Source organism: Pseudomonas sp. LSJ-87 (assembly GCF_032971465.1).
In the GTDB taxonomy this organism is placed as follows: Bacteria; Pseudomonadota; Gammaproteobacteria; order Pseudomonadales; family Pseudomonadaceae; genus Aquipseudomonas; species Aquipseudomonas putida_Z.
This window is the reverse complement of record NZ_JAWJYQ010000015.1, coordinates 109,749-135,566: the sequence shown is the minus strand read 5'-3', so window position 1 is coordinate 135,566 and position 25,818 is coordinate 109,749. Positions and strand designations below refer to the sequence as shown.

Below are 25,818 nucleotides of genomic sequence, written 5' to 3'. Positions count from 1 at the left end.
CTGATTGCCTAGGGGAAGTCAAGCCACCCCTAGGCAAAACAATGAGTTACAGCACCTGCACGATAGCTTTGGTCACCACGTGGATGTTGCTCTGGTTCAGCGCGGCCACGGCGATGCGGCCGGTATCCAGCGCATAGATGCCGAACTCGTTCTTCAGGCGGGCGACCTGTTCGACGGTCAGGCCCGAGTACGAGAACATGCCAACCTGGCGGCCAACGAAGCTGAAGTCGCGGTTGGCGCCATATTCGGCCAGCAGCGAAACCATCTGCTTGCGCATGCCGTGGATGCGCTCGCGCATTTCGGCCAGCTCGGTTTCCCACATCTGGCGCAGTTCGGCGCTGTTCAGCACGGTGGCAACGATGGTTGCACCGTGGGTCGGCGGGTTGGAGTAGGTGGTGCGGATCACGCGCTTGACCTGCGACAGCACGCGGGTGCTCTCGTCCTTGGAGGCGGTGACGATCGACAGCGCACCGACGCGCTCGCCGTACAGCGAGAACGACTTGGAGAACGAGCTGGACACGAAGAACTCCAGGCCCGACTCGGCGAACAGGCGCACGGCGAAGGCGTCTTCGGCGATGCCGTCACCGAAGCCCTGGTAGGCCATGTCGAGGAACGGCACGTGGCCCTTGGCCTTGACCACTTCCAGGACGTTTTTCCAGTCGTCCAGGCTCAGGTCGACGCCAGTCGGGTTGTGGCAGCAGGCGTGCAGCACCACGATCGAGCCGGACGGCAGGTTGTTCAGGTCTTCGAGCATGCCGGCGCGGTTGACGTCGTTGGTCGGCGCGTCGTAGTAGCGGTAGTTCTGCACCGGGAAGCCGGCCGATTCGAACAGCGCGCGGTGGTTTTCCCAGCTCGGGTCGCTGATGGCAACCACGGCGTTCGGCGACACACGCTTGAGGAAGTCGGCACCAATCTTCAGCGCGCCGGTACCGCCGACGGCCTGCACGGTAACCACGCGGCCGGCGGCCAGCAGTGGCGACTCGGCGCCGAACAGCAGCTTTTGTACAGCCTGGTCGTAGGTGGCGATGCCGTCGATCGGCAGGTAGCCGCGCGAGGCGTGCTGGGCGGCACGCTGGGTCTCGGCTTCGATCACGGCGCGCAGCAGCGGAATGCGGCCTTCCTCATTGCAGTACACGCCCACGCCCAGGTTGACCTTGTCGGTACGTGGGTCGGCGTTGAATGCTTCGTTGAGGCCCAGAATAGGGTCGCGGGGTGCCAGCTCGACAGCGGAAAACAGGCTCATTGTTACCTTGGCTCTGATTGGAGTGTGATAGGACGTACACGCTCCAGCCCGAATGCACTGAAGCGGTGCACAAACGGGGAGTCAGTATAGTGATACCGACCGGTCACCGCGACAGTCCGGCATCGCTTTTCCGGTCATTTGCGCAAATATTTTTCGACCATTGGTCTAATTGCCGGGTCCACCGTAACAAGCGCTCACAGCTGTGCCTTGAAAGCGCCCCCCGGCGGGCGCATTTGGGTATAGACTACTGGCTAAATTTACAGTTGCTGCAACACCGCGAGGTCCGTCATGTCCGAGTTCCAGCTCGTCACCCGTTTCCAGCCGGCCGGCGACCAGCCCGAGGCCATTCGCCAGATGGTCGAAGGCATCGAGGCGGGGCTGTCGCACCAGACGCTGCTCGGGGTGACCGGCTCGGGCAAGACCTTCAGCATCGCCAACGTCATCCAGCAGGTGCAGCGCCCGACCCTGGTGCTGGCGCCGAACAAGACCCTGGCCGCGCAGCTGTATGGCGAATTCAAGGCGTTTTTCCCCAACAATGCGGTGGAGTACTTCGTTTCCTACTACGACTACTACCAGCCTGAAGCCTACGTACCGTCGTCCGACACCTTCATCGAGAAGGACGCTTCGATCAACGACCACATCGAGCAGATGCGCCTGTCGGCGACCAAGGCGCTGCTGGAGCGGCGTGACGCGATCATCGTCACCACCGTGTCGTGCATCTACGGCCTGGGCAGCCCCGAGACCTACCTGAAAATGGTCCTGCACGTGGACCGCGGCGACAAGCTCGACCAGCGCGCGCTGCTGCGCCGCCTGGCCGACCTGCAATACACCCGCAACGAGATGGACTTCGCCCGCGCCACCTTCCGCGTGCGCGGCGATGTGATCGACATCTTCCCGGCCGAATCGGACCTCGAGGCCATCCGCATCGAACTGTTCGATGACGAGGTGGAGAACATCGCCGCCTTCGACCCGCTGACTGGCGAGGTCTTCCGCAAGCTGCCGCGTTTCACCTTCTACCCCAAGAGCCACTACGTCACCCCGCGGGAAACCCTGCTGGAGGCGGTGGAAGGCATCAAGGAAGAGCTCAAGGACCGCCTGGAGTACTTGCAGAAGGCCAACAAGCTGGTCGAGGCCCAGCGCCTGGAGCAACGCACCCGCTTCGATCTGGAGATGATCCTGGAGCTGGGCTACTGCAACGGCATCGAGAACTACTCGCGCTACCTGTCCGGGCGCCCGGCCGGGGCGCCGCCGCCCACCCTGTACGACTACCTGCCGCCCGATGCGCTGCTGGTGATCGACGAATCCCACGTCAGCGTTCCGCAGGTCGGCGCCATGTACAAGGGCGACCGCTCGCGCAAGGAAACCCTGGTCGAATACGGCTTCCGCCTGCCTTCGGCGCTGGACAACCGGCCGATGCGTTTCGACGAGTGGGAGGACGTCAGCCCGCAGACCATCTTCGTATCCGCCACCCCGGGTCCCTATGAGGCCGAGCACGCCGGGCGCGTGGTAGAGCAGGTGGTGCGCCCCACCGGCCTGGTCGACCCACAGGTGGAAGTACGCCCGGCGCTTACCCAGGTGGATGACCTGCTGTCGGAAATCCGCAAGCGCGTGGCGCAGGGCGAGCGGGTGCTCGCCACCACGCTGACCAAGCGCATGGCCGAAGACCTCACCGACTACCTGGCCGACCACGACGTGCGGGTGCGTTACCTGCACTCGGACATCGACACCGTCGAGCGGGTGGAGATCATCCGCGACCTGCGCCTGGGTACCTTCGACGTGCTGGTGGGCATCAACCTGCTGCGTGAGGGCCTGGACATGCCCGAGGTGTCGCTGGTGGCGATCCTCGATGCCGACAAGGAAGGTTTCCTGCGCTCCGAGCGCTCACTGATCCAGACCATCGGCCGTGCTGCGCGTAACCTCAATGGCCGGGCCATCCTGTATGCCGACAACATCACCGGTTCCATGCAGCGCGCCATCGACGAGACCGAGCGTCGTCGCGAGAAGCAGATCGCCTTCAACCAGGCCAATGGCATCGTGCCCAAAGGTGTGGTCAAGGACATCACCGATATCATGGAAGGCGCCACCGTGCCCGGCGCGCGCAGCAAGAAGCGCAAGGGCATGGCCAAGGCAGCGGAGGAGAGCGCCCGTTACGAGGCCGAGCTGCGCACGCCGGGCGAGATCACCAAGCGCATCAAGCAGCTAGAAGAGAAGATGATGCAGTTCGCCCGCGACCTGGAGTTCGAGGCCGCGGCGCAATTGCGCGACGAGATTGCCCAGCTGCGCGAGCGGTTGATTACCAGCTGATTTTTTTTACTGCCTGCACTGGCCTCTTCGCGGGTAAACCCGCTCCCACAGGATCGCTGTAATCCTTGAGCTCTGCGCAGTACCTGTGGGAGCGGGTTTACCCGCGAAGAGGCCGGCTCAGGCGACAACCCATTCAGTGGGTCTCCCCAGCCTTCAGCCCCTCTGGCAACTTCCGCGTCAACAACACCGCCAGCATGCTCACCGCCAACCCGATCCCCACAAAGTGGAACGCATCGTTATAGGCCATGATCAACGCCTGCTGATGAGTGATCTCGCTCAACTTGCCCAGCGCCGCATTGTCATTGCCCAGCCGCTCCGCCAGTTGCGCCAACCGCTCCGCCACCTGCGGGTTGCTCGGCACCACCGCCTCCCTCAGGTAATCGAAATACACCTTGGTCCGTGCATCCAGCAGCGTGGCCAGCAGCGCAATGCCGATCGCACCGCCCAGGTTACGCAGGATATTGAACAGGCTCGATGCCGAACCCGCATCCTGCGGCTGTATATACGCCGTGGCGATCAGCGAAATGGTCACCATGATCATTGGCTGGCCGATGGCACGGATGATCTGGATATGGTTGAACTGCGGCCCTGCAAAGTCCGGGTTGAGCACCCCCGAGCCGAAACTGGCGGCGCCGAACAGGCAGAACCCCAGTGCGCATAACACCTTGGGCGACACCACGTTCATCAGTTGCGGCACCAGCGGGATCAGGAACAGCTGCGGGATACCCATCCACATGATCACCTCGCCGATCTGCAAGGCGTTGTAGCCCTGCACCTGTGCCAGGTACAGCGGCAGCAGGTAGATCGACCCGTACAAGCCCACTCCCATGCCCAGGCTGGCGATGCTCGACAGGCCAAAGTTGCGGTTGCCGAGGATGCGCAGGTTTATCAGCGGGTGTGGCTTGGAAAACTGCAGAATCACGAAGGTGATCAGGCTGACCAGGGCGATGCTGCCCAGGCCGACGATCAGCTGCGACTCCAGCCAGTCCTTGCGGTGGCCTTCCTCCAGGAACACCTGCAGGCAGCCAAGCCCCAGGCCCAGGGTGACGATTCCGGCGTAATCGGTGCTTTTCAGCAGTTCCCAGTGCGCGTCCTTCTTTTCCAGCCCGTACAGCAGGCCGGCGATCATCACCAGGCCCGGCGGGATATTGATGTAGAAAATGTATTCCCAACCCCAGTTCTCGGTCAGCCAGCCGCCCAGGGTAGGGCCGATGGAGGGGGCGAAGGTGGCGGTCATGGCGAACATGGCCATGCCCTTGGCGCGGTGGTGTTCGGGCAGCTTGATCAGGGTCAGGGTGAAGGCCAGCGGGATCAGCGCACCGCCGGTAAAACCCTGCAGGGCGCGGAACAGGATCATGCTCTCGAGGTTCCAGGCCATCGAGCATAACAGCGACGACAACAGGAAACCGCCGGATACCCACACCGCCAGGCGCCGCGCCGACAGCAGCTGCACCAGCCAGGCGGTGAGCGGGATCATGATGATCTCCGCGACCAGGTAAGAGGTGGAAATCCACGAGCCTTCCTCCAGCGTCGCCGACAGCGCGCCCTGGATGTCCTTGAGCGACGAGTTGGTGATCTGGATATCCAGCACCGCCATGAAGGCGCCAAGCATCACGCTCATTACCGCGATCCAGTCCCTCCGGGTCGGCTCCGCGGTGGGCCTGAGCAGCTGGTCACCGGCCATTGTGGCCTTCGTCTTCGCTGCGCAGGTCGACGGTGGCGGTCACCGACATGCCAGGGCGGATGCGCCCGTGCAGTGGGTTGTCGGCGCGGAAGGTCAGCTTGACCGGGATGCGCTGCACCACCTTGGTGAAGTTGCCGGTGGCGTTGTCGGGCGGCAGCAGGCTGAACTGCGCGCCGGAGGCGGCGAACAGGCTGTCGACCCGGCCTTCGATCGGTGTGTCGGGGTAGCTGTCGAACAGCAGTTCGGCACGCTGGCCGGGCTGCATGCGGCCGATCTGGGTTTCCTTGAAGTTGGCCTGCACCCAGATGTCTTCGTCCGGCACTATCGACAGCAGGTAGGCACCGGCCTGTACCACCTGGCCATTGCGCGCGTTGCGCTGGCCGATGCTGCCGCTGATCGGTGCGCGGATTTCGCAGCGGGTCAGGTTCAGTTCGGCCTGGGCCAGGTCGGCGCGGGCGTTGGCGATCTGCGCGTCGAGGCGCTTGAGCTCGGCGGTCAGCGCATTGACCTGCTGGCGCTGGCTTTGCAGGTCGGCACGGGCCTTGTCGACCTGCGAGCCGGCGACATGGCTGTCTGCGGACAGGGTGGTGACCCGCTCTTCCGATACGAAACCTGGCTTGCGCAGCTTCTCGGCACGGCTCAGGTCCAGGCGCGAGCGGTCGAAGGTGGCCTGGTTGGCCGCCACCTGGGCCTGGCCGGCGGCGATCAGGCTGGCTTGCTGGGTCAGGCGGCTTTGCGCCTGCACCTGCTCGGCTTCGCGGGTGGCCAGGGCGGCGCGGGCGCGTTGCACGGCCAGTTCGAAGTCGGCGGCCTCCAGGCGCACCAGCAGGTCGCCTTTCCTGACGTGCTGGTTGTCCTCGACCCGCACCTCGTCGATGCGTGCGCCCAACTGGCTGGAAATGCGCGTGATCTCGCCCTGTACGTAGGCGTTGTCGGTGCTTTCGTAGAAGCGGCCCTTGAAGTACCAGTGGCCCAGGAAGGCGAGGGCGATGACGGCCACCAGGGTGAAGAAGACCAGCAGGCGGCGTTTGAGTTGGGCAGGCATGAGGACTATCGTTCCAGAAATGTAAATAAATTTAACAGCGGCACATGGCCGGTCGACAAGTGACGTTCGCGCCATTGCTGGAGCCCGGTGCCTGCCTCCTGCTAACATCCCGCCTTTGTTTCATCTTTCGTTCGAGACTCTCCATGACCACCGTACGCACGCGTATCGCGCCATCGCCTACCGGCGACCCCCATGTCGGCACCGCCTACATCGCCCTGTTCAACTACTGCTTTGCCAAGCAGCACGGCGGTGAGTTCATCCTGCGCATCGAAGACACCGACCAGCTGCGCTCCACGCGCGAGTCGGAACAGCAGATCTTCGATGCCCTGCGCTGGCTCGGCATCGAATGGAACGAAGGCCCGGACGTCGGCGGCCCGCACGGCCCTTACCGGCAGAGCGAGCGTGGCGAGATCTACGCCAGGTACGCCAAGGAGCTGGTTGACGCCGGCCATGCCTTCTACTGCTTCTGCACCGCCGAAGAACTGGAGCAGATGCGCGCCGAGCAGCAAGCCCGTGGCGAAACCCCGCGCTATGACGGCCGCGCGCTGCTGCTGAGCGCCGAGGAAGTGCAGCGCCGCCTGGACGCTGGCGAGCCGCACGTGATCCGCATGAAAGTGCCGAGCGAAGGCGTGTGCGTGGTACCGGACATGCTGCGTGGCGATGTCGAGATCCCGTGGGACCGCATGGACATGCAGGTGCTGATGAAGAACGACGGCTTGCCGACGTACTTCCTGGCCAACGTGGTCGACGACCATCTGATGGGCATCACCCACGTGCTGCGCGGCGAAGAGTGGCTGCCATCGGCACCCAAGCTGATCAAGCTGTACGAATACTTCGGCTGGGAACAGCCCAAGCTGTGCTACATGCCGCTGCTGCGTAACCCGGACAAGTCCAAGCTGTCCAAGCGCAAGAACCCGACCTCGGTGACTTTCTACGAGCGCATGGGCTTCATGCCCGAGGCGATGCTCAACTACCTGGGCCGCATGGGCTGGTCGATGCCGGACGAGCGCGAGAAGTTCTCGCTGGCCGAGATGGTCGAGCACTTCGACCTGTCGCGTATCTCGCTGGGTGGCCCGATCTTCGACATCGAGAAGCTGTCCTGGCTGAACGGCCAGTGGCTGCGCGAGCTGCCGGTCGAGGAGTTCGCCGCGCGCCTGCAGAAGTGGGCGTTCAACAGCGACTACATGATGAAGATCGCCCCGCACGTGCAGGGCCGGGTGGAAACCTTCAGCCAGGTAGCCCCGCTGGGCGGGTTCTTCTTCGAAGGCGCGCTGAAGCTGGACGCCAAGCTGTTCGAAAGCAAGAAACTGTCGGCCGACCAGGTACGCCAGGTGATCCAGCTGATCCTGTGGAAGCTCGAAAGCCTGCGTCAGTGGGAAAAGGAGCGCATCACCGGTTGCATCCAGGCGGTGGTAGAGGCGCTGGAGCTGAAGCTGCGTGACGCCATGCCGCTGATGTTTGCCGCCATTACCGGCCAGGCCAGCTCGGTTTCGGTACTGGACGCCATGGAAATCCTTGGCCCTGACCTGACCCGCTACCGTCTGCGCCAGGCCTTGGACCTGCTGGGTGGTGTGTCGAAGAAAGAAAACAAAGAGTGGGAAAAGCTGCTGGCCTCCATCGCCTGACAGTGGTCCCGAGGCTATAAGCCAAACCTGTGGGAGCGGGTTTACCCGCGAATACGATGGTGCGTTTTCCGTCGCATTCGCGGGTAAACCCGCTCCCACAGGGCTCACTGTTCAGTTTTGGCAAGGGCAGGGCGGTAAGTGATTGTTATCTGTGAAAAATTTTTTGAATATTTTGAAAAATTCGTTTGACAGCCCTGCAATCCGATCTTAATATGCGCCCCGTCCACAGCGATGAACGAAAACGAAACGCCAGGCACCCAGCCAGCGCTTCGGTTCAAAGCGACATTGTGGGGCTATAGCTCAGCTGGGAGAGCGCCTGCATGGCATGCAGGAGGTCAGCGGTTCGATCCCGCTTAGCTCCACCAAATTCCGCCTGGCAGCCAAGGCTGTCGGGCAAGACCGGGTCCAGCAACCGGGTCTTGAAGGTAAGAAGGTTCGTCCCCTTCGTCTAGTGGCCTAGGACACCGCCCTTTCACGGCGGTAACAGGGGTTCGAGTCCCCTAGGGGACGCCAGTTTTGCACAAGCGATGTTTCAGGATGTCGCTGGGCCGAGAGGCTAGAAATCCGGGGCTATAGCTCAGCTGGGAGAGCGCCTGCATGGCATGCAGGAGGTCAGCGGTTCGATCCCGCTTAGCTCCACCAATTTTGCCGCGATTCGCGTTAGCGGATCGGCACGAAGGTTACGTCCCCTTCGTCTAGTGGCCTAGGACACCGCCCTTTCACGGCGGTAACAGGGGTTCGAGTCCCCTAGGGGACGCCACTTTTCCTGCGTTTTGCAGGGCTTTAAAGGCTCGTCGATTACTGATGAGCCTTTTGTTTCGGGGCTATAGCTCAGCTGGGAGAGCGCCTGCATGGCATGCAGGAGGTCAGCGGTTCGATCCCGCTTAGCTCCACCATTTCTGCCACGGTTCGCGTAAGCGGATCGGCACGAAGGTTACGTCCCCTTCGTCTAGTGGCCTAGGACACCGCCCTTTCACGGCGGTAACAGGGGTTCGAGTCCCCTAGGGGACGCCACTTTTCCTGCGTTTTGCAGGGCTTTAAAGGCTCGTCGATTACTGATGAGCCTTTTGTTTCGGGGCTATAGCTCAGCTGGGAGAGCGCCTGCATGGCATGCAGGAGGTCAGCGGTTCGATCCCGCTTAGCTCCACCATTTCTGCCACGGTTCGCGTAAGCGGATCGGCACGAAGGTTACGTCCCCTTCGTCTAGTGGCCTAGGACACCGCCCTTTCACGGCGGTAACAGGGGTTCGAGTCCCCTAGGGGACGCCACTTTTCCTGCGTTTTGCAGGGCTTTAAAGGCTCGTCGATTACTGATGAGCCTTTTGTTTCGGGGCTATAGCTCAGCTGGGAGAGCGCCTGCATGGCATGCAGGAGGTCAGCGGTTCGATCCCGCTTAGCTCCACCATTTCTGCCACGGTTCGCGTAAGCGGATCGGCACGAAGGTTACGTCCCCTTCGTCTAGTGGCCTAGGACACCGCCCTTTCACGGCGGTAACAGGGGTTCGAGTCCCCTAGGGGACGCCACGTTTACCCGCGTTTTGCGGGACTTTTAAGGCTCATTCGATTATTGAATGGGCCTTTTGTTTTTCTCCCCTACTCAAAATTTCGCTACCGACAGGCGGCTGCAGATTCTGCTTGCTAAAAAATATTATGCGAATAATATTTCGATCATCATATTTTGATCGGCGAGTGGCCTGATGAGCGACAAGAAGAGCAGAACCCGCGAGCGCATTCTCGAAGCGGCGCGAAGTGCGCTGATCCAGCACGGCCCGGCCGAGCCTAGCGTCAGCCAGGTCATGGGGGCGGCAGGCCTGACCGTCGGTGGCTTCTACGCCCATTTCGACAGCAAGGACGAGTTGATGCTCGAAGCGTTCCGCCAGTTGCTGGGCGAGCGCCGCGCCTTGCTCGCGCAGATCGACCCCAGCCTGGATGGCGCCGGGCGGCGGGCGCTGGCCAGTGCCTTCTACCTGTCGCGCAAGCACCGTGATGCCGAAGTGCATGCCTGCCCGCTGCCCAACTCGCTGGGCGAGATGCAGCGCCTGCCGGAGGCCTTCCGCGAGGTGCTGGCCGAGCACATCGAGTTGATGGCAGCCGCCATGGTCGACCGCCCCGAGGATGCCGACAAGGCCTTGGCCGACCTTGCCCTGATGGTTGGCGGCCTGGCGCTGGCCCGTGCCCTGGGTACCAGCGAGCTGTCTGATCGTATTCTGCGCGCCGCCAAATCGGCGGTGCTTTAACCCTGGAGCATGGCGATGACTACCCTGAGCTGGATTCGTGGTGTCAATGGCACCCTGGGCCACCTGGCCCCCGAGCATGTCGCGGGCAAGATGCGCCGTGTCTTCATGACCCCGCGCAACCTGCCGCCACGGGATTGGGAGTTGCCCGTGCTGGCCAGCGCCGAGCGCATCACCCTGCGCTTCGGTTTGTCGGCCTTGCGCTGGGGCAAGGGGCCGACCGTGTTGCTGATGCACGGCTGGGAAGGGCGCCCGACCCAGTTTGCCGCGTTGATCGAAACCTTGGTCCAGGCCGGGCATACCGTGGTGTCGCTGGAGGGGCCGGGGCATGGGCGTTCGCCCGGCGAGCAGGCAAATGTGGTGCTGTTTGCCCGAGCGCTGCTGGAGGCTGCCGCCGAACTGCCGCCGCTGCGCGCGGTTATTGGCCATTCAATGGGCGGCGCCAGTGTATTGCTGGCCCTGCAGATGGGGCTGCGCACAGAGGCAGCGGTCAGCATTGCCGCTCCGGCGCGGCTGTTGGGCGTACTGCGTGGCTTTGCCTATCGCCTGGGGCTGCCGGCGCGGGCGCGGGCGGCATTCATCCGCCAGGTGGAGCGGGATGTGGGCATGCAGATTGCTCGGCTGGATGTGACGGGTTACCAGCTGGAGTTGCCGGGGCTGGTGGTGCATGCCGCCGATGATGCGTTGGTGGCAGCCGATGAGGCCCAGGTTATACACAAGGCCTGGTTCGATAGCCGCCTGATGCTGCTGGAGGCGGGTGGCCACCAGCGGGTGCTGTCCGACCCGCGCCTGAGTGAAGCGGTGCTGGAGCTGCTGGCCCGGGCTGGCGCACCAGCGCGGCAAAGTGCCTGATGATGTTGCCTGTACTGGCCTCATCGCCGGCAAGCCAGCTCCCACAGGTACAGCGCAAGCCTTTGAACCAGCGCAGACCCTGTGGGAGCTGGCTTGCCGGCGATGAGGCCGGTAAATCCTCCTCAAGGGCTGGACTTTTTTCTGCAGGGCCCTGCTAAATCCACTTTTGCTCCAAGGAAGCGAACATGAGCTGGGACCTGGCAACACCTTTCGTCATCGACCTGCGCGTCGGCAGCGAGGATATCGACGGCCTTGGCCACGCCAACAACGCGGTCTACGTCACCTGGCTGGAGCGCTGCGCCTGGCGCCACTCCCAGCGCCTGGGCCTGGACCTGGCCGAATATCGCCGGCTGGACCGGGCCATGGCCGTGGTGCGCCACGAAATCGACTACCTGGCCGCTGCCTACGAGGACGACGAACTGCAACTGGCCACCTGGATCATCGACTGGGACCAGCGCCTGCGCATGACCCGGCGCTTCCAGCTCAAGCGCCCGCGCGACGGCGTGACCTTGCTGCGCGCCCAGACCACCTTTGCCTGTATCGAGCTTTCCAGCGGCAAGCCCAGGCGCATGCCGGTGGAGTTCCTCGACGGTTACGGCCCGGCGCTGATCGGCGCCTGAAACACCGGCAATTTTTGTTAGACTGCCGGCTTTTTCCGCCGAGACCCCGACATGCAAATTGCCCTGGCCCCCATGGAGGGGCTGGTCGACAACATCCTGCGCGACGTGCTGACCCGCGTGGGCGGTATCGACTGGTGCGTCACCGAGTTCATTCGCGTGTGCGACCGCCTGCTGCCGCCTTCCTCGTTCGACAAGCTGGCACCCGAGTTGCGCAATGGTGCGCGGACTGCCGCAGGGGTGCCCATGCGTGTGCAGCTGTTGGGCTCGGATCCTGTGTGCCTGGCGGAAAACGCCGCGCTGGCCTGCGAGTTGGGCGCGCCGGTGATCGACCTGAACTTTGGTTGCCCGGCCAAGACCGTGAACAAGTCGCGTGGTGGAGCGGTGCTGCTCAAGGAGCCGGAACTGCTGCACGCGATTGTGCGTGAAGTGCGCCGTGCCGTGCCGGCGCATATCCCGGTCACCTCGAAGATGCGCCTGGGTTTCGACAGTCCCGATGGTGCGCTGGAGTGTGCCACGGCGCTGGCCGAAGGCGGTTCGGCGCACCTGGTGGTGCATGCGCGGACCAAGGTCGAGGGCTACAAGCCGCCGGCCCACTGGGAGTGGGTGGCGCGGGTGCAGGATGTGGTCAAGGTGCCGGTGTTCGCCAATGGCGAGATCTGGACCGTGGACGACTGGCGGCGCTGTCGTGAGGTCAGTGGCGCTGAAGACATCATGCTGGGCCGTGGGCTGGTTTCGCGCCCCGACCTGGGGCTGCAGATTGCCGCGGCGCGTGATGGGCGGGAGTACCAGCCGATGAGCTGGGACGACCTGCTGCCGTTGCTGCGCGAGTTTTGGCGCCAGGCCCAGGCCAAGTTGTCGCCGCGCTATGCGCCGGGGCGGATGAAGCAGTGGCTGGCGATGCTGACCCGCAGTTATCCCGAAGCGGTTGTGCTGTTTGCCGAGTTGCGGCGGGAAGATGACTGTGCGCGGATCAGCAGGTTGCTGGGGGTTGAGGCGGTTTCCATCGAAGCTTGTGTTGCCTGATCCGGCCCTTTCGCGGGTAAACCCGCTCCCACAGGTTCGGCGCAGGTTTTGGAATGTGTGAGCTTCCTGTGGGAGCGGGTTTACCCGCGAAGAGGCCATCAAGCCCAACGTAGGAATCCAGATTTTTTCTGCTCCCCCCTTGAAAGCATTTCCCTCGGCCATATCTCTTGAGTACGCGATGCCGAAGTCGGGTCGCGTAATGACTTACTTGCTGAATCTCAGGAGTTCATGACCATGACCACCGCTTTCTCTCTCGCTCCACTGTTCCGCCATTCCGTTGGTTTCGACCGTTTCAACGACCTGTTCGAATCCGCGGCACGTAACGAGGCCGGTAGCAGCTACCCGCCCTACAACGTGGAAAAGCATGGCGATGACCACTACCGCATCGTGGTTGCTGCAGCCGGTTTCCAGGAAGAGGACCTCGACCTGCAGGTTGAAAAGGGTGTCCTGACCGTGACCGGTGGCAAGCGCGACAATGGCGCTGCTGAAGTGACTTACCTGCATCAGGGTATCGCGCAGCGTGCCTTCAAGCTGTCGTTCCGCCTGGCCGACCATATCGAAGTCAAGGCCGCCGGCCTGGCCAATGGTCTGCTCAGCATCGATCTGCTGCGCATCGTGCCTGAAGAAGCCAAGGCCAAGCGCATTCCGATCAACGGCGACAAGCCAGCGCTGAACTGATCGTGTAGATGTGAAAAAGGGCACCCTCGGGTGCCCTTTTTATTGTGATCGCCTGAAGGCCGGCTTACTTGTGGGAGCGGCCTTGCGTCGCGAAAGGGCTGCGCAGCAGCCCCGGCAATGCTGCAGGATGGCTGAGATCCTGGGGCCGCTGCGCGACCCTTTCGCGACGCAAGGCCGCTCCCACAGGAATCGCATCCGCATCGGTTTCAGTAATCCGCCGGCGCCTCCAGCAACATCTGCCGGAACTCCGGCAACGGCAGCGGCCGGCTGTGCAAGTACCCCTGGTACAGGTGGCACCCCAGCCGTTCCAGGAACTCCAGCTGTTCGGTCAGCTCCACCCCTTCGGCAATCACCGCCAGGTCCAGGCTGCGGGCCATGGCGACGATGGCGCGGACGATTTCGGCGTCGTTGGGGTCCACCGGTGCATCGCGCACGAAAGTCTGGTCGATCTTCAGCGCATCCACCGGCAGGCGCTTCAGGTAGGTCAGCGAGGAATAGCCGGTGCCGAAGTCATCCATGGCAAAGCTCACCCCGTAGCGCTTCAGTTCGCGCATCTTGCTGATGGTGTCTTCCAGGTTCTGGATGACGATGCCTTCGGTAATTTCCAGCTTCAGCATCTGCCGTGGCAGGCGGTAATCGTCCAGGCTGCGCAGCACCCGCCCGACAAAGTCGTTCTGGCGGAACTGCCGTGGGCTGATGTTCACGCACAGGCTGAAATCATCGGCGTCGATCAGCCCGTCGCCGAGCATGCGCGCGCAGGCATCGCAAGCTTCGTCGAGGATCCAGCTGCCAACTTCCAGGATCAGGCCGCTTTCTTCCAGCACTTGAATGAATTGCGCGGGTGGCTGCTGACCCAGTTGCGGGTGATGCCAGCGCAGCAGCACCTCGGCGCCGACGATGCGGTTGTCGCGGGCATCCACCTGTGGCTGGAAGTGCAGCGCCAGCTCGCCGCGGGCCAGGGCCAGGCGCAGGTCGTTTTCCATGCGCAGGCGCTCGCTGGCAGCCTTCTGCATGGTGGTATGGAACAGCTGGGTGGTGTTGCGCCCGGAGTCCTTGGCCCGGTACAGGGCGATATCGGCACGCTTGAGCAGGTCGGCCGGGGTGGCGCCGTGGTCAGGGATCAGCGCCACGCCGATGCTGGGTGTCACCTGCAGGCGCTGGCCGTCCAGCGACATCGGCTCGGCCAGCAGTTCGCGCAGGGTGTCGGCCAGCCCGCGGACTTTCTCTTCGACCAGCTCGCGGCTGCCTTCCAGGCCGCTGAGCAATACCACGAACTCGTCGCCACCCAGGCGCGCCACGGTGTCTTCCAGGCGCACGCTGGCTTCCAGCCGCGCGGTGATGATCTTCAGCACCGTGTCGCCCACCGGGTGGCCCAGCGAGTCGTTGATGTGCTTGAAGTGGTCGAGGTCAAGGAACAGCAGGGCGCCGCGCAGGTTGTGGCGCCTGAGCAGGGCGATCTGCTGGCTCAGGCGGTCCATCAGCAGGGCTCGGTTGGGCAGGTTGGTCAGCGGGTCGTGGTAGGCCAGGTGGCGAATCTGTGCCTGGGCGTTTTTCAGCTGGCTGACATCGCGGGCGGTTACCAGCAGGCAGTCCACCTCATTGAGGGTGATCGGCTCCACCGACACTTCCACGGTGAGGATGTCGCCGCGCTTGTTGCGCCCGAGCATCTCGCGATGATGCACCCGGCCACGCTCGCGCAACTCGGCCAGCAGGGCGCTGCGCTGCTTGTCGTCGGCCCAGATGCCGATCTCGTACACCGTGCGGCCGACCACGTCGGCGGCGTTGTAGCCGGTCAGGCGGCAGAAACCGTCGTTGATTTCCAGGTAGCGACCGCTGTAGCGTTCGGTGATGGTGATGGCGTCAGGGCTGGAGTGGAAGGCCTTGGCGAACTTTTCCTCGCTGGACTTCAGCGCCGCCTCGGCGCGCTGCTGCTGGGTGATGTCGCGCAGGGTGGTAACACTGCAAGGCTGGTCATCGACGGTGATGAGGCGGCTGGAAATCACGCAGGTCAGCGGTGCGCCATTGCGGTGGTTGACCACCACGGCGACGTTGCTCAGGGCCTGCTCGCGGATTACCCGCTCGATGCGTTGCGCGCGCTCGACTGACTCCGCCCACAGGCCGATTTCCTCGGCAGTGCGGCCGATCACCTGGTCGGTGCCCCAGCCGAAGGTCTGGGTGAACGCCGGGTTGATCTCGATGAACTGGCCAGTGTCCTGGCGAGTGACGCAGATCGGGTCGGGGCTGACCTGGAACAGGCTGGCGAACTTCTCTTCCGAGGCGCTCAGGCGCTGTTCGCGTTCCACCTGGTCGGTGATGTCGAGCAAGGTGCCGGCCATGCGCAGCGGGTTGCCCTGTTCGTCGCGGTACAGTCGGGCGCGGCTTTCGATGTAGCGCGAGATGCCGTTTTCCAGTTGTACCCGGTAGGTGATCTGGTAGTTGCCGGCAGGCCCTTCGCGCAGGCTGCGGTAGGCCTGGCGCATCGAGTTGCGCTCCTGCTCCGGTACCCCTTCGAAAAACGCGTCGAACGATTCGTGAAAGGGAATGGGCGGCAGGCCGTGGAGCTGTGCGGCGCGGGCCGAGCCGTAGAGCATGCCGCTGGGGATATGCCAGTCCCAGGTGCCCAGCTGTGCCGAGTCCAGGGCCAGGTCCAGGCGCTCCTGGCTGTCCTTCAGGGCCTGCTCGGCGCGCTTGCGTTCGGTGGTGTCGACGAAGGTGCTGATGAGGAAGGTCACGCCTTCCAGTTCGATGCCCTGGGTGCAGAGGATGCCATCATGCACCTTGCCGCTGATGGCGCGGAACTGCACCTCGAGGATCAGCGGGCCGCTGTTGGCCCGGGTCGATTCCAGCACCTGATGGCGCTGTTCGGGGTTGACCCACAGGCCCAGTTCCAGGCTGGTCTTGCCGATCACCTGGCTGCCGGGCCAGCCGAACATGTCTTCGAAGTGCTGGTTGACCTCGAAGATCATGCCGTCGTGGCGGCGGGTGAGCAAAATGGCATTGGGGCTGAGGTGGAACAGGGTGGCGAAGCGTTTTTCCGAATTGATCAGTGCCGTTTCCCGCTCGCGTTGGCGGGTGATTTCACGGATCACCCCGATCATCTGCGGCCGGCCGTTCGGGTCGTGGGTCAGGCTGCCGTTGATCTCCAGCCAGTGCAGGCTGCCGTCCGGCCAGCGGATACGGTGGCGCATGGCCTGTTCTACCGGTTCGCCGTTGAACACTGCCTGAAACACCTGGCGTGTACGCGCGCGGTCTTCCTCGGGCAGCAGGTCGAGGTAGTCGACATCGGCGGGGAGCGGGCGCTGCGGGTCGAAGCCGAACAGGGCCTGGGTGCCCCGTGACCAGCTGACCCGGCCGCTTTCGATATCCCATAGCCAGGCCCCCAGCCGCGCGCCGTTCAGCGCGGCCAGCAGTTGCGGGGCGTTCTGCCAGGCCTGCTCGGACTCCTGAGGGTCGGCCGCAGGTATGCGCGGCAGGCGCAAAAAGCGATTCGCTGATTTGGGCATCGGTACCAGACCTTTGGCGTGTGACGCGTCCTTGGAGGTGGCAATACCGGGCTGACGACCGGTCAGGCGGGCCCTGCGTGGCTGTCGAGCAGGGCCATGAATGCCCTGGCCGCGTTCGATAGCGTACGCTCCGTGTGCAAAATGTAGCCTAGCTGGCGTGACAGCTGTATGCCCGGCAAGGCGATGGGTGCAACCTGTTCGTCGAGCATGGTGCGCGGCAGCACGCTCCAGGCCAGGCCGATCGACACCATCATCTTGATGGTTTCCAGATAGTTGGTACTCATGGCGATGTTCGGCGTCAGGCCCTGGCTTTCGAACAGGCGCTGAACAATGTGGTGGGTAAAAGTGTTGCCGCCGGGGAACACGGCCGGGTGGCGGGCGACGTCGGCCAGGCTGACCGTATGGTTGTTGGCCAGCGGGTGCTCGGGGGCGGCGACGAAGTCCAGGGCGTCCTCCCACACCGGCACGGCCTTGACCAGGTGGTGCGGCTCGGGCGCCAGGGTGATAACGGCAATCTCGGCGCGGCCATGGAGGATTTCGTCGTAGGCCTGTTCCGAATCCATGAACTGAATATCCAGCGCCACTGCCGGGTATTCCCGAGTGAAAGCCCGCAACAGCGGGGGAAGGCGGTGCAAACCGATATGGTGGCTGGTGGCCAGGGTCAGGCGACCACTCACTTCACCGGTCAAATTGGTCAGTGCGCGCCGGGTATCATCGAGGACGTTGAGGATCTGGTAGGCGCGGGGCAGCAAGGCGCGGCCGGCCTCGGTCAGGGTCACCTCGCGGCCCAGCCGGTCGAACAGGCGTACATCCAGTTGCTGTTCCAGCCCGGCGATGCGCTTGCTGACGGCCGGTTGGGTCAGGAACAGGCGGTCGGCTGCCCCGGAAAAGCTACCGGTTTCGGCAATCGCGATGAAGGCGCTAAGGTTCGCCAGATCCATGGGGTTGTATTCCTGTTGGTTATCCAAAGCATAAAAATTATGAATTTGAGTTATTCAATTTAACCCCCTAGCATCGACCGCACAAGCCAAGGGGTCTTTGGCATAGAAAGACGCTGATGAGGAACAGTCTGATGGCTGGCAAAACGCTCTACGACAAACTCTGGGAAGCCCATGAGGTCAAGCGCCGTGATGACGGCTCGTCCTTGATCTACATCGACCGTCACATCATCCACGAAGTGACGTCGCCCCAGGCCTTCGAAGGCCTGCGCCTGGCCAACCGCAAACCCTGGCGCATCGACACCAACATCGCCACGCCGGACCACAACGTGCCGACCACGCCAGAGCGCAAGGGCGGTATCGAGGCCATCGTCGACCAGGTGTCGCGCCTGCAGGTGCAGACCCTCGACGAGAACTGTGACGAATACGGCATCGTCGAATTCAAGATGAATGACGAGCGTCAAGGCATTGTCCACGTCATCAGCCCAGAGCAGGGTGCCACCTTGCCTGGCATGACCGTGGTCTGCGGTGACTCGCACACCTCCACCCACGGCGCCTTCGGTGCCCTGGCCCACGGCATCGGCACCTCCGAGGTAGAGCACGTGCTCGCTACCCAGTGCCTGGTCGCCAAGAAGATGAAGAACATGCTGGTACGCGTGGAAGGCCAGTTGCCTGCCGGCGTTACCGCCAAGGACATCGTCCTGGCCGTGATCGGCAAGATCGGTACCGCTGGTGGTAACGGCCACGCCATGGAGTTTGCTGGCAGCGCCATCCGCGAATTGTCGATGGAAGGCCGCATGACCATCTGCAACATGTCCATCGAAGCCGGTGCCCGCGTAGGCCTGGTGGCGGTGGACGACACCACCGTTGCCTATGTCGAAGGCCGCCCGTACGCGCCGAAGGGCGAGCAGTGGAAGCAGGCGGTCGAAGCCTGGAAAGGCCTGGTTTCCGACACTGACGCAGTGTTCGACACTGTGGTCGAGCTCGACGCTGCGCAAATCAAGCCGCAGGTCAGCTGGGGCACCTCGCCGGAGATGGTTCTCGCCGTGGATCAGCGCGTGCCGGACCCGGCTGCCGAGCCTGACCTGATCAAGCGTGGTTCGATCGAGCGTGCCCTCAAGTACATGGGCCTCGCCGCCAACCAGGCGATCACAGATATCAAGCTCGACCGCGTATTCATCGGCTCGTGCACCAACTCGCGCATCGAAGACCTGCGCGCCGCTGCCGAAATCGCCAAGGGCCGCAAGGTCGCTGCCAACGTCAAGCAGGCGCTGGTGGTGCCGGGCTCGGGCCTGGTCAAGGCCCAGGCCGAGCGTGAAGGCCTGGACAAGATCTTCCTCGAAGCTGGTTTCGAATGGCGTGAACCAGGCTGCTCGATGTGCCTGGCGATGAACCCGGACCGCCTGGAGAGCGGCGAGCACTGCGCGTCCACCTCCAACCGCAACTTCGAAGGCCGTCAGGGTGCCGGTGGCCGTACCCACCTGGTCAGCCCGGCCATGGCCGCCGCCGCCGCGGTGACCGGCCACTTCATCGATGTCCGCGAGTTGATCCAAGGGAGCGCAGCATGAAAGCCTTTACCCAGCACACTGGCCTCGTCGCGCCGTTGGACCGTGCCAACGTCGACACCGACCAGATCATCCCCAAGCAGTTTTTGAAGTCGATCAAGCGCACCGGCTTCGGCCCCAACCTGTTCGACGAGTGGCGTTACCTGGATGTGGGCCAGCCTTACCAGGACAACAGCAAGCGCCCGCTGAACAAGGAATTCGTGCTCAACCACGAACGCTACCAGGGTGCCAGCGTGTTGCTGGCGCGGGAGAACTTCGGTTGCGGCTCCAGCCGTGAGCACGCCCCATGGGCGCTGGACGAGTACGGCTTCCGCAGCGTGATCGCGCCGAGCTTTGCCGACATCTTCTTCAACAACAGCTTCAAGAACGGCTTGCTGCCGATCATCCTCAGCGACGAGGAAGTCGACGAGCTGTTCAAGCAGGTCGAAGCCATTCCGGGCTATCAGCTGACCATCGACCTGCAGGCGCAGGCGGTGACCCGTCCGGATGGCAAGGTGCTGCACTTCGAGATCGATGCGTTCCGCAAGCACTGCCTGCTCAACGGCCTGGACGACATCGGCCTGACCCTGCAGGACAGCGATGCGATCAAGGCCTTCGAAGGCAAGCACCGCGCCGGGCAGCCTTGGCTGTTCCGTGATGCCTGAATGATTTAGTTGGGTTTGCTGGCCTCATCGCCGGCAAGCCAGCTCCCACAGGAACTCCACAGGTCTGAAGACTGTGGGTTCTCTGTGGGAGCTGGCTTGCCGGCGATAGGGCCAGTAGAGACAACCCGAAACCAAAAGGATCGAGACATGACCAGCACCCAGCACACCGATGTGGTCCAACGCCAGTTCGGCGAACAGGCCAGCGCCTACCTCAGCAGCGCCGTGCACGCCCAGGGCAGTGAATTCGCCCTGCTGCAGGCCTCGCTGGCGGGGCAGGGCCATGCCCGCGTGCTGGACCTGGGCTGCGGCGCCGGTCATGTCAGCTTCCACGTCGCCCCGCTGGTCGCCGAAGTGGTTGCCTACGACCTCTCGCAGGCCATGCTCGACGTGGTCGCCAGTGCCGCCGCCGAGCGCGGCCTGGCCAATATCACCACCGAGCGCGGTGCGGCCGAACGCCTGCCGTTCGCCGACGCTTCGTTCGACTTCGTCTTCAGCCGCTACTCGGCCCACCACTGGAGCGACCTGGGCCTGGCCCTGCGCGAAGTGCGCCGGGTGCTCAAGCCGGGTGGCGTGGCGGCGTTCATCGATGTGATGTCGCCGGGCAGCCCGCTGCTCGACACCTACCTGCAAACGGTCGAAGTACTGCGCGACACCAGCCACGTGCGCGATTATTCCGCCGCCGAATGGCAGCGCCAGGTCAGCGAGGCTGGCCTGCATGTACGCAGCCACACCCGCCAGCCGCTGCGCCTGGAGTTTTCCAGCTGGGTCGAGCGCATGCGCACCCCCGAGCCAATGCGCGTGGCAATTCGCCAATTGCAGCAAGCCATGGGTGAAGAAGTGCGGCAGTATTACCAGATCGAGGCCGATGGTTCGTTCAGCACCGATGTGCTGGTGTTGTGGGCCGAGCGTTAAGAACTTTTCGGTGGGGCCCGCTTGGCCGCACCGCGTGATTGGATAGAGGAAAGCATGAGCAAGCAGATTCTGATTCTCCCAGGTGACGGTATCGGCCCGGAAATCATGGCCGAGGCGGTCAAGGTGCTGGAGCTGGCCAACGACAAGTTCCAGCTCGGCTTCAGCCTGGAGCACGATGTGATCGGTGGTGCCGCCATCGACAAGCACGGCGTACCGCTGGCCGACGAGACCCTGGAGCGTGCGCGCAAGGCCGATGCCGTGCTGCTGGGCGCAGTGGGCGGGCCGAAGTGGGACAAGATCGAGCGTGACATCCGCCCCGAGCGCGGCCTGCTGAAAATCCGTTCGCAACTGGGCCTGTTCGCCAACCTGCGCCCGGCCATCCTCTACCCGCAACTGGCCGATGCCTCGTCGCTCAAGCCAGAGATCGTTTCCGGCCTGGACATCCTCATCGTCCGTGAGCTGACCGGCGGTATCTACTTCGGTGCCCCGCGTGGCCAGCGCGAGCTGGAAAACGGCGAGCGCCAGGCCTACGACACCCTGCCGTACAGCGAAAGCGAAGTGCGCCGCATCGCCCGTGTCGGCTTCGACATGGCCCGCGTGCGTGGCAAGAAGCTGTGCTCGGTGGACAAGGCCAACGTCCTGGCTTCCAGCCAGCTGTGGCGTGAAGTGGTCGAGGACGTGGCCAAGGACTACCCGGATGTGGAACTGAGCCACATGTACGTCGACAACGCCGCCATGCAGTTGGTGCGCGCGCCCAAGCAGTTCGATGTGATGGTGACCGACAACATGTTCGGTGACATTCTGTCGGATGAGGCTTCCATGCTGACCGGTTCCATCGGCATGCTGCCTTCGGCGTCGCTGGATGCCGACAACAAGGGCATGTACGAACCGTGCCACGGCTCGGCGCCGGACATCGCAGGCCTTGGCATCGCCAACCCGCTGGCGACCATCCTGTCGGTGTCGATGATGCTGCGTTACAGCTTCAATCAGTCGGCTGCCGCCGAGGCGATCGAGAAGGCCGTGAGCCTGGTCCTGGACCAGGGCCTGCGCACCGGCGACATCTTCTCGGAAGGCTGCCGCAAAGTTGGTACGCAGGAAATGGGCGACGCAGTAGTCGCAGCGCTGCGGAATCTGTAATCTCTCTGGCCCGCCACCCAAAATTCCCGGTGGCGGCCCACTTTTAGCAAAGGTGTAGTTGCGATGAAACGTGTAGGTCTGATCGGTTGGCGCGGTATGGTCGGTTCCGTGCTCATGCAGCGGATGCTGGAGGAGCAGGATTTCGACCTCATCGAGCCGGTGTTCTTCACCACCTCCAATGTTGGCGGCCAGGGCCCGAACGTGGGCAAGGATACAGCTCCGCTCAAGGACGCTTATTCGATTGAAGAACTCAAGACCCTCGACGTGATCCTGACCTGCCAGGGCGGCGACTACACCAACGAGGTCTTCCCCAAGCTGCGTGAAGCCGGCTGGCAGGGGTACTGGATCGACGCCGCCTCGTCCCTGCGCATGCAGGATGACGCGGTGATCATCCTCGACCCGGTCAACCGCAAGGTCATCGACCAGCAGCTGGACGCGGGCACCAAGAACTACATCGGCGGCAACTGCACCGTCAGCCTGATGCTGATGGGCCTGGGTGGCCTGTTCGAAGCCGGCCTGGTCGAGTGGATGAGCGCCATGACCTACCAGGCGGCCTCGGGTGCCGGCGCGCAGAACATGCGCGAGCTGATCAAGCAGATGGGGGCTACCCATGCTGCCGTTGCCGATGACCTGGCCAACCCGGCCAGCGCCATCCTCGACATCGACCGCAAGGTTGCCGAGACCATGCGCAGCGAAGCGTTCCCGACCGAGAACTTCGGCGTGCCGCTGGCTGGCAGCCTGATCCCGTGGATCGACAAGGAACTGCCGAACGGCCAGAGCCGTGAAGAGTGGAAGGCCCAGGCCGAGACCAACAAGATCCTCGGCCGCTTCAAGAGCCCGATCCCGGTCGACGGCATCTGCGTGCGCATCGGCGCCATGCGTTGCCACAGCCAGGCGCTGACCATCAAGCTGAACAAGGACGTGCCGCTGGCCGACATCGAAGGCATGATCAGCCAGCACAACCCTTGGGTGAAGCTGGTGCCTAACCAGCGTGAAATCAGCATGCAGGAGCTGAGCCCGACCAAGGTTACCGGCACCCTGAACATCCCGGTTGGCCGCCTGCGCAAGCTGAACATGGGCTCCCAGTACCTGGGCGCGTTCACCGTAGGTGACCAGCTGCTGTGGGGCGCGGCCGAGCCGCTGCGTCGCATGCTGCGGATTCTGCTGGAGCGTTGATCGTTTCGGTCTGACCGAAAACCCGCGCTGGTGACAGCGCGGGTTTTTTATTTCCGATCCATCCCAGCCGGCCCGGCTCTTCTCTGCTTTTGCTTTTGCTTTTGCTTTTGCTTCTAGGCGCGCGATAGTTCAGGCGCCGCCGATTGCGACTTCAGGAGGCCGAGCGAAGGGACTGCGGAGGGAGGTGACGGGCATGGATGCCCGTCAAGCGCTGAGGCCCCATGGATGGGGCCTGCAGCGCGTACTCCCGGGAGCAGGCCCGTAGCGAGGGGACCCCGGAGCGCAGCGTAGGGGCCGGATGATGGGAGCCGACGGTTTTTGGTTCCTTTTTGCCACGACAAAAAGGGACCCGCCGTAAGGGCGGAAAGGTGACTTTGCGCCACCATCGCGAATGAATGCCTACTCGATGTGAATGCCTACATCCCAAAAGCCCAAAAGCCCAAAAGCCCAAAAGCTTTAAGCGACGGTTTTGATATGGCGAACAGTCCGTTTGCGATGGCGACGCTGACTCACCTTTTCGCCCTTACGGCGAGTCACTTTTTGCCAAACGCGGCAAAAAGTAACCAAAAAACGCTGCGCTCCCATCATCCGGCCCCTCCGCTGCGCTACGGGGTTCCCTCGCGCCGGTCTTGCTCCCGGGAGTACGCGCTGCAGGCCCCATCCATGGGGCCTCAGCGCTTGACGGGCATCCATGCCCGTCACCTCCCTCCGCAAGCCCTCTGCTCGGCCTCCTGAAGTCGCGAAGATCAAGATCAAGATCAAGATCAAGATCAAGATCAAGATCAAGATCAAGATCAAGATCAAGATCAAGATCAAGATCAAGATCAAGATCAAGATCAAGATCAAGATCAAGATCAAGATCAAGATCAAGATCAAGATCAAGATCAAGATCAAGATCAAGATCAAGATCAAGATCAAGATCAAGATCAAGATCAAGATCAAGATCAAGATCAAGATCAAGATCAAGATCAAGATCAAGATCAAGATCAAGATCAAGATCAAGATCAAGATCAAGATCAAGATCAAGATCAAGATCAAGATCAAGATCAAGATCAAGATCAAGATCAAGATCAAGATCAAGATCAAGATCAAGATCAAGATCAAGATCAAGATCAAGATCAAGATCAAGATCAAGATCAAGATCAAGATCAAGATCAAGATCAAGATCAAGATCAAGATCAAGATCAAGATCAAGATCAAGATCAAGATCAAGATCAAGATCAAGATCAAGATCAAGATCAAGATCAAGATCAAGATCAAGATCAAGATCAAGATCAAGATCAAGATCAAGATCAAGATCAAGATCAAGATCAAGATCAAGATCAAGATCAAGATCAAGATCAAGATCAAGATCAAGATCAAGATCAAGATCAAGATCAAGATCAAGATCAAGATCAAGATCAAGATCAAGATCAAGATCAAGATCAAGATCAAGATCAAGATCAAGATCAAGATCAAGAGCAAGAGCAAGAGCAAGAGCAAGAGCAAGAGCTGCGCAGCGCAGCTCTAGGTTTGGGCCAGCACAGACAAAACTCTACAATCCGAGTAAAGTGCCGCCCCCCGCCGTTTTCAGCAAAAGGATCCCTTCCATGACACACCCTTTGGACATCGCCGTCGTCGGCGCCACCGGCAGCGTCGGTGAAGCCCTGGTGCAGATCCTCGAAGAGCTGGATTTCCCGGTCGCCACCCTGCACCTGCTGGCCAGCATGGAATCGGCGGGCAGCAGCGTGATGTTCGCTGGCAAGAAGCTGAAGGTGCGTGAAGTGGACAGCTTCGACTTCGCCCAGGTCAAGCTGGCCTTCTTCGCCGCAGGCGCCGCCGTCAGCCGCAGCTTTGCCAGCAAGGCGCTGCAGGCAGGCTGCACGGTCATCGACCTGTCCGCTGGCCTGGACGACGCCCTCGCCCTGGTGCCAGAAGCCAACGCCGAACGCCTGGCCAGCCTGGCATTGCCCGCCCGCATCGTCAGCCCGTGCTCGGCCGCAGTTGCCCTGGCCGTTGCACTGGCACCGCTCAAAGGCCTGCTGGATATCGAGCGGGTGCAGGTAATGGCCGCGCTGGCAGTGTCCGCACAAGGCCGTGAAGCGGTCAACGAACTCGCCCGGCAAACCGCCGAGCTGCTCAATGCCCGCCCCCTGGAGCCACGCTTCTTCGATCGCCAGGTGGCGTTCAACATGCTGGCCCAGGTCGGAGCCGCCGATGAGCAAGGCCACACGGCCCTGGAGCACCGCCTGGTCAGCGAGCTGCGTGTGCTGCTGGGCCTGCCGGAACTGAAGATTTCCGTGAGCTGCGTTCAAGTCCCGGTGTTTTTCGGCGATAGCTTCAGTGTGGCGGTGCAGAGCCGTCGCCCGGTTGACCTGAACGCTGTCAACCAGGCCCTCGAGGCGGCCGACAGCGTGGAACTGGTGGAGCGCGATGATTATCCGACCCCGGTAGGCGACGCAGTAGGCCAGGACGTGGTCTATGTTGGTCGTGTACGGCACGGTGTTGATGAAGACCAGCAACTCAACCTCTGGCTGACCACCGACAACGTGCGCAAAGGCGCCGCGCTCAATGCCGTGCAAGTGGCGCAATTGTTGATTAAACACATGCCGTAAAAGATACTGGCGAGCACTATTGTCCTGCTCCGCATGCAGGTTT

At 62.5% G+C, this 25,818-nt stretch carries 19 protein-coding genes and 10 tRNA genes; 24 read left to right on the top strand and 5 right to left on the bottom strand.

Annotated elements, in window-relative coordinates:
* Positions 1-46: 46 nt before the first annotated feature.
* Complete coding sequence (locus RYH74_RS10720) at positions 47-1,243, bottom strand: amino acid aminotransferase (protein ID WP_075044142.1); 1,197 nt, start codon at positions 1,241-1,243, stop codon at positions 47-49.
* 288 nt (positions 1,244-1,531) lie between these two features.
* On the opposite strand from RYH74_RS10720, the gene uvrB reads away from it, so the two are divergent.
* A complete protein-coding gene (uvrB, locus tag RYH74_RS10715; RefSeq protein ID WP_015269422.1) occupies positions 1,532-3,547 on the top strand; it encodes an excinuclease ABC subunit UvrB in 2,016 nt (671 codons plus the stop codon).
* A gap of 133 nt (positions 3,548-3,680) precedes the next feature.
* On the opposite strand, the gene RYH74_RS10710 is transcribed toward uvrB, so the two are convergent.
* Together RYH74_RS10710 and RYH74_RS10705 are read right to left on the bottom strand one after the other, a co-directional pair.
* A complete protein-coding gene (locus RYH74_RS10710; RefSeq protein ID WP_317409371.1) occupies positions 3,681-5,231 on the bottom strand; it encodes an MDR family MFS transporter in 1,551 nt (516 codons plus the stop codon).
* Positions 5,221-6,276, bottom strand: coding sequence for an HlyD family secretion protein (locus RYH74_RS10705; RefSeq protein ID WP_039615460.1), 1,056 nt, complete (start codon positions 6,274-6,276; stop codon positions 5,221-5,223). Before RYH74_RS10705 ends, RYH74_RS10710 begins: the two co-directional genes overlap by 11 nt.
* Positions 6,277-6,419: 143 nt before the next feature.
* On the opposite strand from RYH74_RS10705, the gene gltX reads away from it, so the two are divergent.
* The 16 genes from gltX (at position 6,420) to RYH74_RS10625 (ending at position 13,306) form a co-directional block, all read left to right on the top strand.
* A complete protein-coding gene (gene gltX, locus RYH74_RS10700; RefSeq protein ID WP_025338230.1) occupies positions 6,420-7,901 on the top strand; it encodes a glutamate--tRNA ligase in 1,482 nt (493 codons plus the stop codon).
* A gap of 289 nt (positions 7,902-8,190) precedes the next feature.
* Positions 8,191-8,266: transfer RNA gene (locus tag RYH74_RS10695), tRNA-Ala, on the top strand.
* Positions 8,267-8,338: 72 nt separating this feature from the next.
* Positions 8,339-8,414, top strand: a tRNA-Glu gene (locus tag RYH74_RS10690).
* Positions 8,415-8,467: 53 nt separating this feature from the next.
* Positions 8,468-8,543 (top strand) — tRNA-Ala (locus RYH74_RS10685).
* A gap of 42 nt (positions 8,544-8,585) precedes the next feature.
* Positions 8,586-8,661 (top strand) — tRNA-Glu (locus tag RYH74_RS10680).
* Between the two features lie 60 nt (positions 8,662-8,721).
* Positions 8,722-8,797, top strand: a tRNA-Ala gene (locus tag RYH74_RS10675).
* 42 nt (positions 8,798-8,839) lie between these two features.
* Positions 8,840-8,915: transfer RNA gene (locus RYH74_RS10670), tRNA-Glu, on the top strand.
* Positions 8,916-8,975: 60 nt separating this feature from the next.
* Positions 8,976-9,051: transfer RNA gene (locus RYH74_RS10665), tRNA-Ala, on the top strand.
* 42 nt (positions 9,052-9,093) lie between these two features.
* Positions 9,094-9,169, top strand: a tRNA-Glu gene (locus tag RYH74_RS10660).
* Between the two features lie 60 nt (positions 9,170-9,229).
* Positions 9,230-9,305: transfer RNA gene (locus tag RYH74_RS10655), tRNA-Ala, on the top strand.
* Positions 9,306-9,347: 42 nt separating this feature from the next.
* A tRNA-Glu gene (locus RYH74_RS10650) sits at positions 9,348-9,423 on the top strand.
* Between the two features lie 173 nt (positions 9,424-9,596).
* Positions 9,597-10,136, top strand: coding sequence for a TetR/AcrR family transcriptional regulator (locus RYH74_RS10645; protein WP_013971594.1), 540 nt, complete (start codon positions 9,597-9,599; stop codon positions 10,134-10,136).
* A gap of 15 nt (positions 10,137-10,151) precedes the next feature.
* The gene (locus RYH74_RS10640; RefSeq protein WP_317409370.1) at positions 10,152-10,985 is read left to right on the top strand and encodes an alpha/beta fold hydrolase; all 834 of its coding nucleotides are present in this window, start codon (positions 10,152-10,154) and stop codon (positions 10,983-10,985) included.
* Between the two features lie 185 nt (positions 10,986-11,170).
* Entirely contained in the window at positions 11,171-11,605 is a 435-nt protein-coding gene (locus RYH74_RS10635) for an acyl-CoA thioesterase (protein ID WP_025338232.1), read from the top strand.
* A gap of 51 nt (positions 11,606-11,656) precedes the next feature.
* On the top strand, positions 11,657-12,628 hold the full coding sequence (locus RYH74_RS10630) for a tRNA dihydrouridine synthase (protein WP_286101267.1): 972 nt from the start codon (positions 11,657-11,659) through the stop codon (positions 12,626-12,628).
* A 234-nt stretch (positions 12,629-12,862) separates the two neighbouring features.
* Positions 12,863-13,306: an Hsp20 family protein gene (locus RYH74_RS10625; RefSeq protein WP_084785084.1), complete on the top strand. Its 444-nt coding sequence runs from the start codon at positions 12,863-12,865 to the stop codon at positions 13,304-13,306.
* Positions 13,307-13,512: 206 nt separating this feature from the next.
* Here RYH74_RS10625 and RYH74_RS10620 read toward each other — a convergent pair whose 3' ends face one another.
* Together RYH74_RS10620 and RYH74_RS10615 are read right to left on the bottom strand one after the other, a co-directional pair.
* Positions 13,513-16,809 carry a PAS domain S-box protein gene (locus RYH74_RS10620; RefSeq protein ID WP_075044152.1) on the bottom strand — a complete coding sequence of 1,099 codons (3,297 nt, stop codon included), beginning with the start codon at positions 16,807-16,809 and terminating at the stop codon, positions 13,513-13,515.
* Between the two features lie 62 nt (positions 16,810-16,871).
* A complete protein-coding gene (locus RYH74_RS10615) occupies positions 16,872-17,750 on the bottom strand; it encodes a LysR family transcriptional regulator (RefSeq protein ID WP_286101268.1) in 879 nt (292 codons plus the stop codon).
* A 131-nt stretch (positions 17,751-17,881) separates the two neighbouring features.
* Between RYH74_RS10615 and leuC the strand changes: the two genes are divergently transcribed.
* The 7 genes from leuC to RYH74_RS10580 all read left to right on the top strand — a co-directional run bounded on the left by leuC (position 17,882) and on the right by RYH74_RS10580 (position 25,775).
* On the top strand, positions 17,882-19,315 hold the full coding sequence (gene leuC, locus RYH74_RS10610; RefSeq protein ID WP_317409369.1) for a 3-isopropylmalate dehydratase large subunit: 1,434 nt from the start codon (positions 17,882-17,884) through the stop codon (positions 19,313-19,315).
* The gene (gene leuD, locus RYH74_RS10605) at positions 19,312-19,956 is read left to right on the top strand and encodes a 3-isopropylmalate dehydratase small subunit (protein WP_015269431.1); all 645 of its coding nucleotides are present in this window, start codon (positions 19,312-19,314) and stop codon (positions 19,954-19,956) included. Before leuC ends, leuD begins: the two co-directional genes overlap by 4 nt.
* A gap of 147 nt (positions 19,957-20,103) precedes the next feature.
* On the top strand, positions 20,104-20,868 hold the full coding sequence (locus RYH74_RS10600) for a class I SAM-dependent methyltransferase (RefSeq protein ID WP_317409368.1): 765 nt from the start codon (positions 20,104-20,106) through the stop codon (positions 20,866-20,868).
* A gap of 54 nt (positions 20,869-20,922) precedes the next feature.
* Positions 20,923-22,005: a 3-isopropylmalate dehydrogenase gene (leuB, locus tag RYH74_RS10595; RefSeq protein ID WP_025338238.1), complete on the top strand. Its 1,083-nt coding sequence runs from the start codon at positions 20,923-20,925 to the stop codon at positions 22,003-22,005.
* A 63-nt stretch (positions 22,006-22,068) separates the two neighbouring features.
* Complete coding sequence (gene asd, locus RYH74_RS10590) at positions 22,069-23,181, top strand: aspartate-semialdehyde dehydrogenase (RefSeq protein WP_003260268.1); 1,113 nt, start codon at positions 22,069-22,071, stop codon at positions 23,179-23,181.
* Between the two features lie 691 nt (positions 23,182-23,872).
* Complete coding sequence (locus RYH74_RS10585; RefSeq protein ID WP_317409367.1) at positions 23,873-24,691, top strand: hypothetical protein; 819 nt, start codon at positions 23,873-23,875, stop codon at positions 24,689-24,691.
* A 79-nt stretch (positions 24,692-24,770) separates the two neighbouring features.
* Entirely contained in the window at positions 24,771-25,775 is a 1,005-nt protein-coding gene (locus RYH74_RS10580) for an aspartate-semialdehyde dehydrogenase (RefSeq protein WP_317409366.1), read from the top strand.
* Positions 25,776-25,818 lie beyond the last annotated feature (43 nt).

Coding starts and splice junctions, on each gene's coding strand:
- RYH74_RS10720 (WP_075044142.1), bottom strand. CDS start 1,243: ATGAGCCTGTTTTCCGCTGTCGAGCTGGCACCCCGCGACCCTATTCTG.
- uvrB (WP_015269422.1), top strand. CDS start 1,532: ATGTCCGAGTTCCAGCTCGTCACCCGTTTCCAGCCGGCCGGCGACCAG.
- RYH74_RS10710 (WP_317409371.1), bottom strand. CDS start 5,231: ATGGCCGGTGACCAGCTGCTCAGGCCCACCGCGGAGCCGACCCGGAGG.
- RYH74_RS10705 (WP_039615460.1), bottom strand. CDS start 6,276: ATGCCTGCCCAACTCAAACGCCGCCTGCTGGTCTTCTTCACCCTGGTG.
- gltX (WP_025338230.1), top strand. CDS start 6,420: ATGACCACCGTACGCACGCGTATCGCGCCATCGCCTACCGGCGACCCC.
- RYH74_RS10645 (WP_013971594.1), top strand. CDS start 9,597: ATGAGCGACAAGAAGAGCAGAACCCGCGAGCGCATTCTCGAAGCGGCG.
- RYH74_RS10640 (WP_317409370.1), top strand. CDS start 10,152: ATGACTACCCTGAGCTGGATTCGTGGTGTCAATGGCACCCTGGGCCAC.
- RYH74_RS10635 (WP_025338232.1), top strand. CDS start 11,171: ATGAGCTGGGACCTGGCAACACCTTTCGTCATCGACCTGCGCGTCGGC.
- RYH74_RS10630 (WP_286101267.1), top strand. CDS start 11,657: ATGCAAATTGCCCTGGCCCCCATGGAGGGGCTGGTCGACAACATCCTG.
- RYH74_RS10625 (WP_084785084.1), top strand. CDS start 12,863: ATGACCACCGCTTTCTCTCTCGCTCCACTGTTCCGCCATTCCGTTGGT.
- RYH74_RS10620 (WP_075044152.1), bottom strand. CDS start 16,809: ATGCCCAAATCAGCGAATCGCTTTTTGCGCCTGCCGCGCATACCTGCG.
- RYH74_RS10615 (WP_286101268.1), bottom strand. CDS start 17,750: ATGGATCTGGCGAACCTTAGCGCCTTCATCGCGATTGCCGAAACCGGT.
- leuC (WP_317409369.1), top strand. CDS start 17,882: ATGGCTGGCAAAACGCTCTACGACAAACTCTGGGAAGCCCATGAGGTC.
- leuD (WP_015269431.1), top strand. CDS start 19,312: ATGAAAGCCTTTACCCAGCACACTGGCCTCGTCGCGCCGTTGGACCGT.
- RYH74_RS10600 (WP_317409368.1), top strand. CDS start 20,104: ATGACCAGCACCCAGCACACCGATGTGGTCCAACGCCAGTTCGGCGAA.
- leuB (WP_025338238.1), top strand. CDS start 20,923: ATGAGCAAGCAGATTCTGATTCTCCCAGGTGACGGTATCGGCCCGGAA.
- asd (WP_003260268.1), top strand. CDS start 22,069: ATGAAACGTGTAGGTCTGATCGGTTGGCGCGGTATGGTCGGTTCCGTG.
- RYH74_RS10585 (WP_317409367.1), top strand. CDS start 23,873: ATGCCCGTCACCTCCCTCCGCAAGCCCTCTGCTCGGCCTCCTGAAGTC.
- RYH74_RS10580 (WP_317409366.1), top strand. CDS start 24,771: ATGACACACCCTTTGGACATCGCCGTCGTCGGCGCCACCGGCAGCGTC.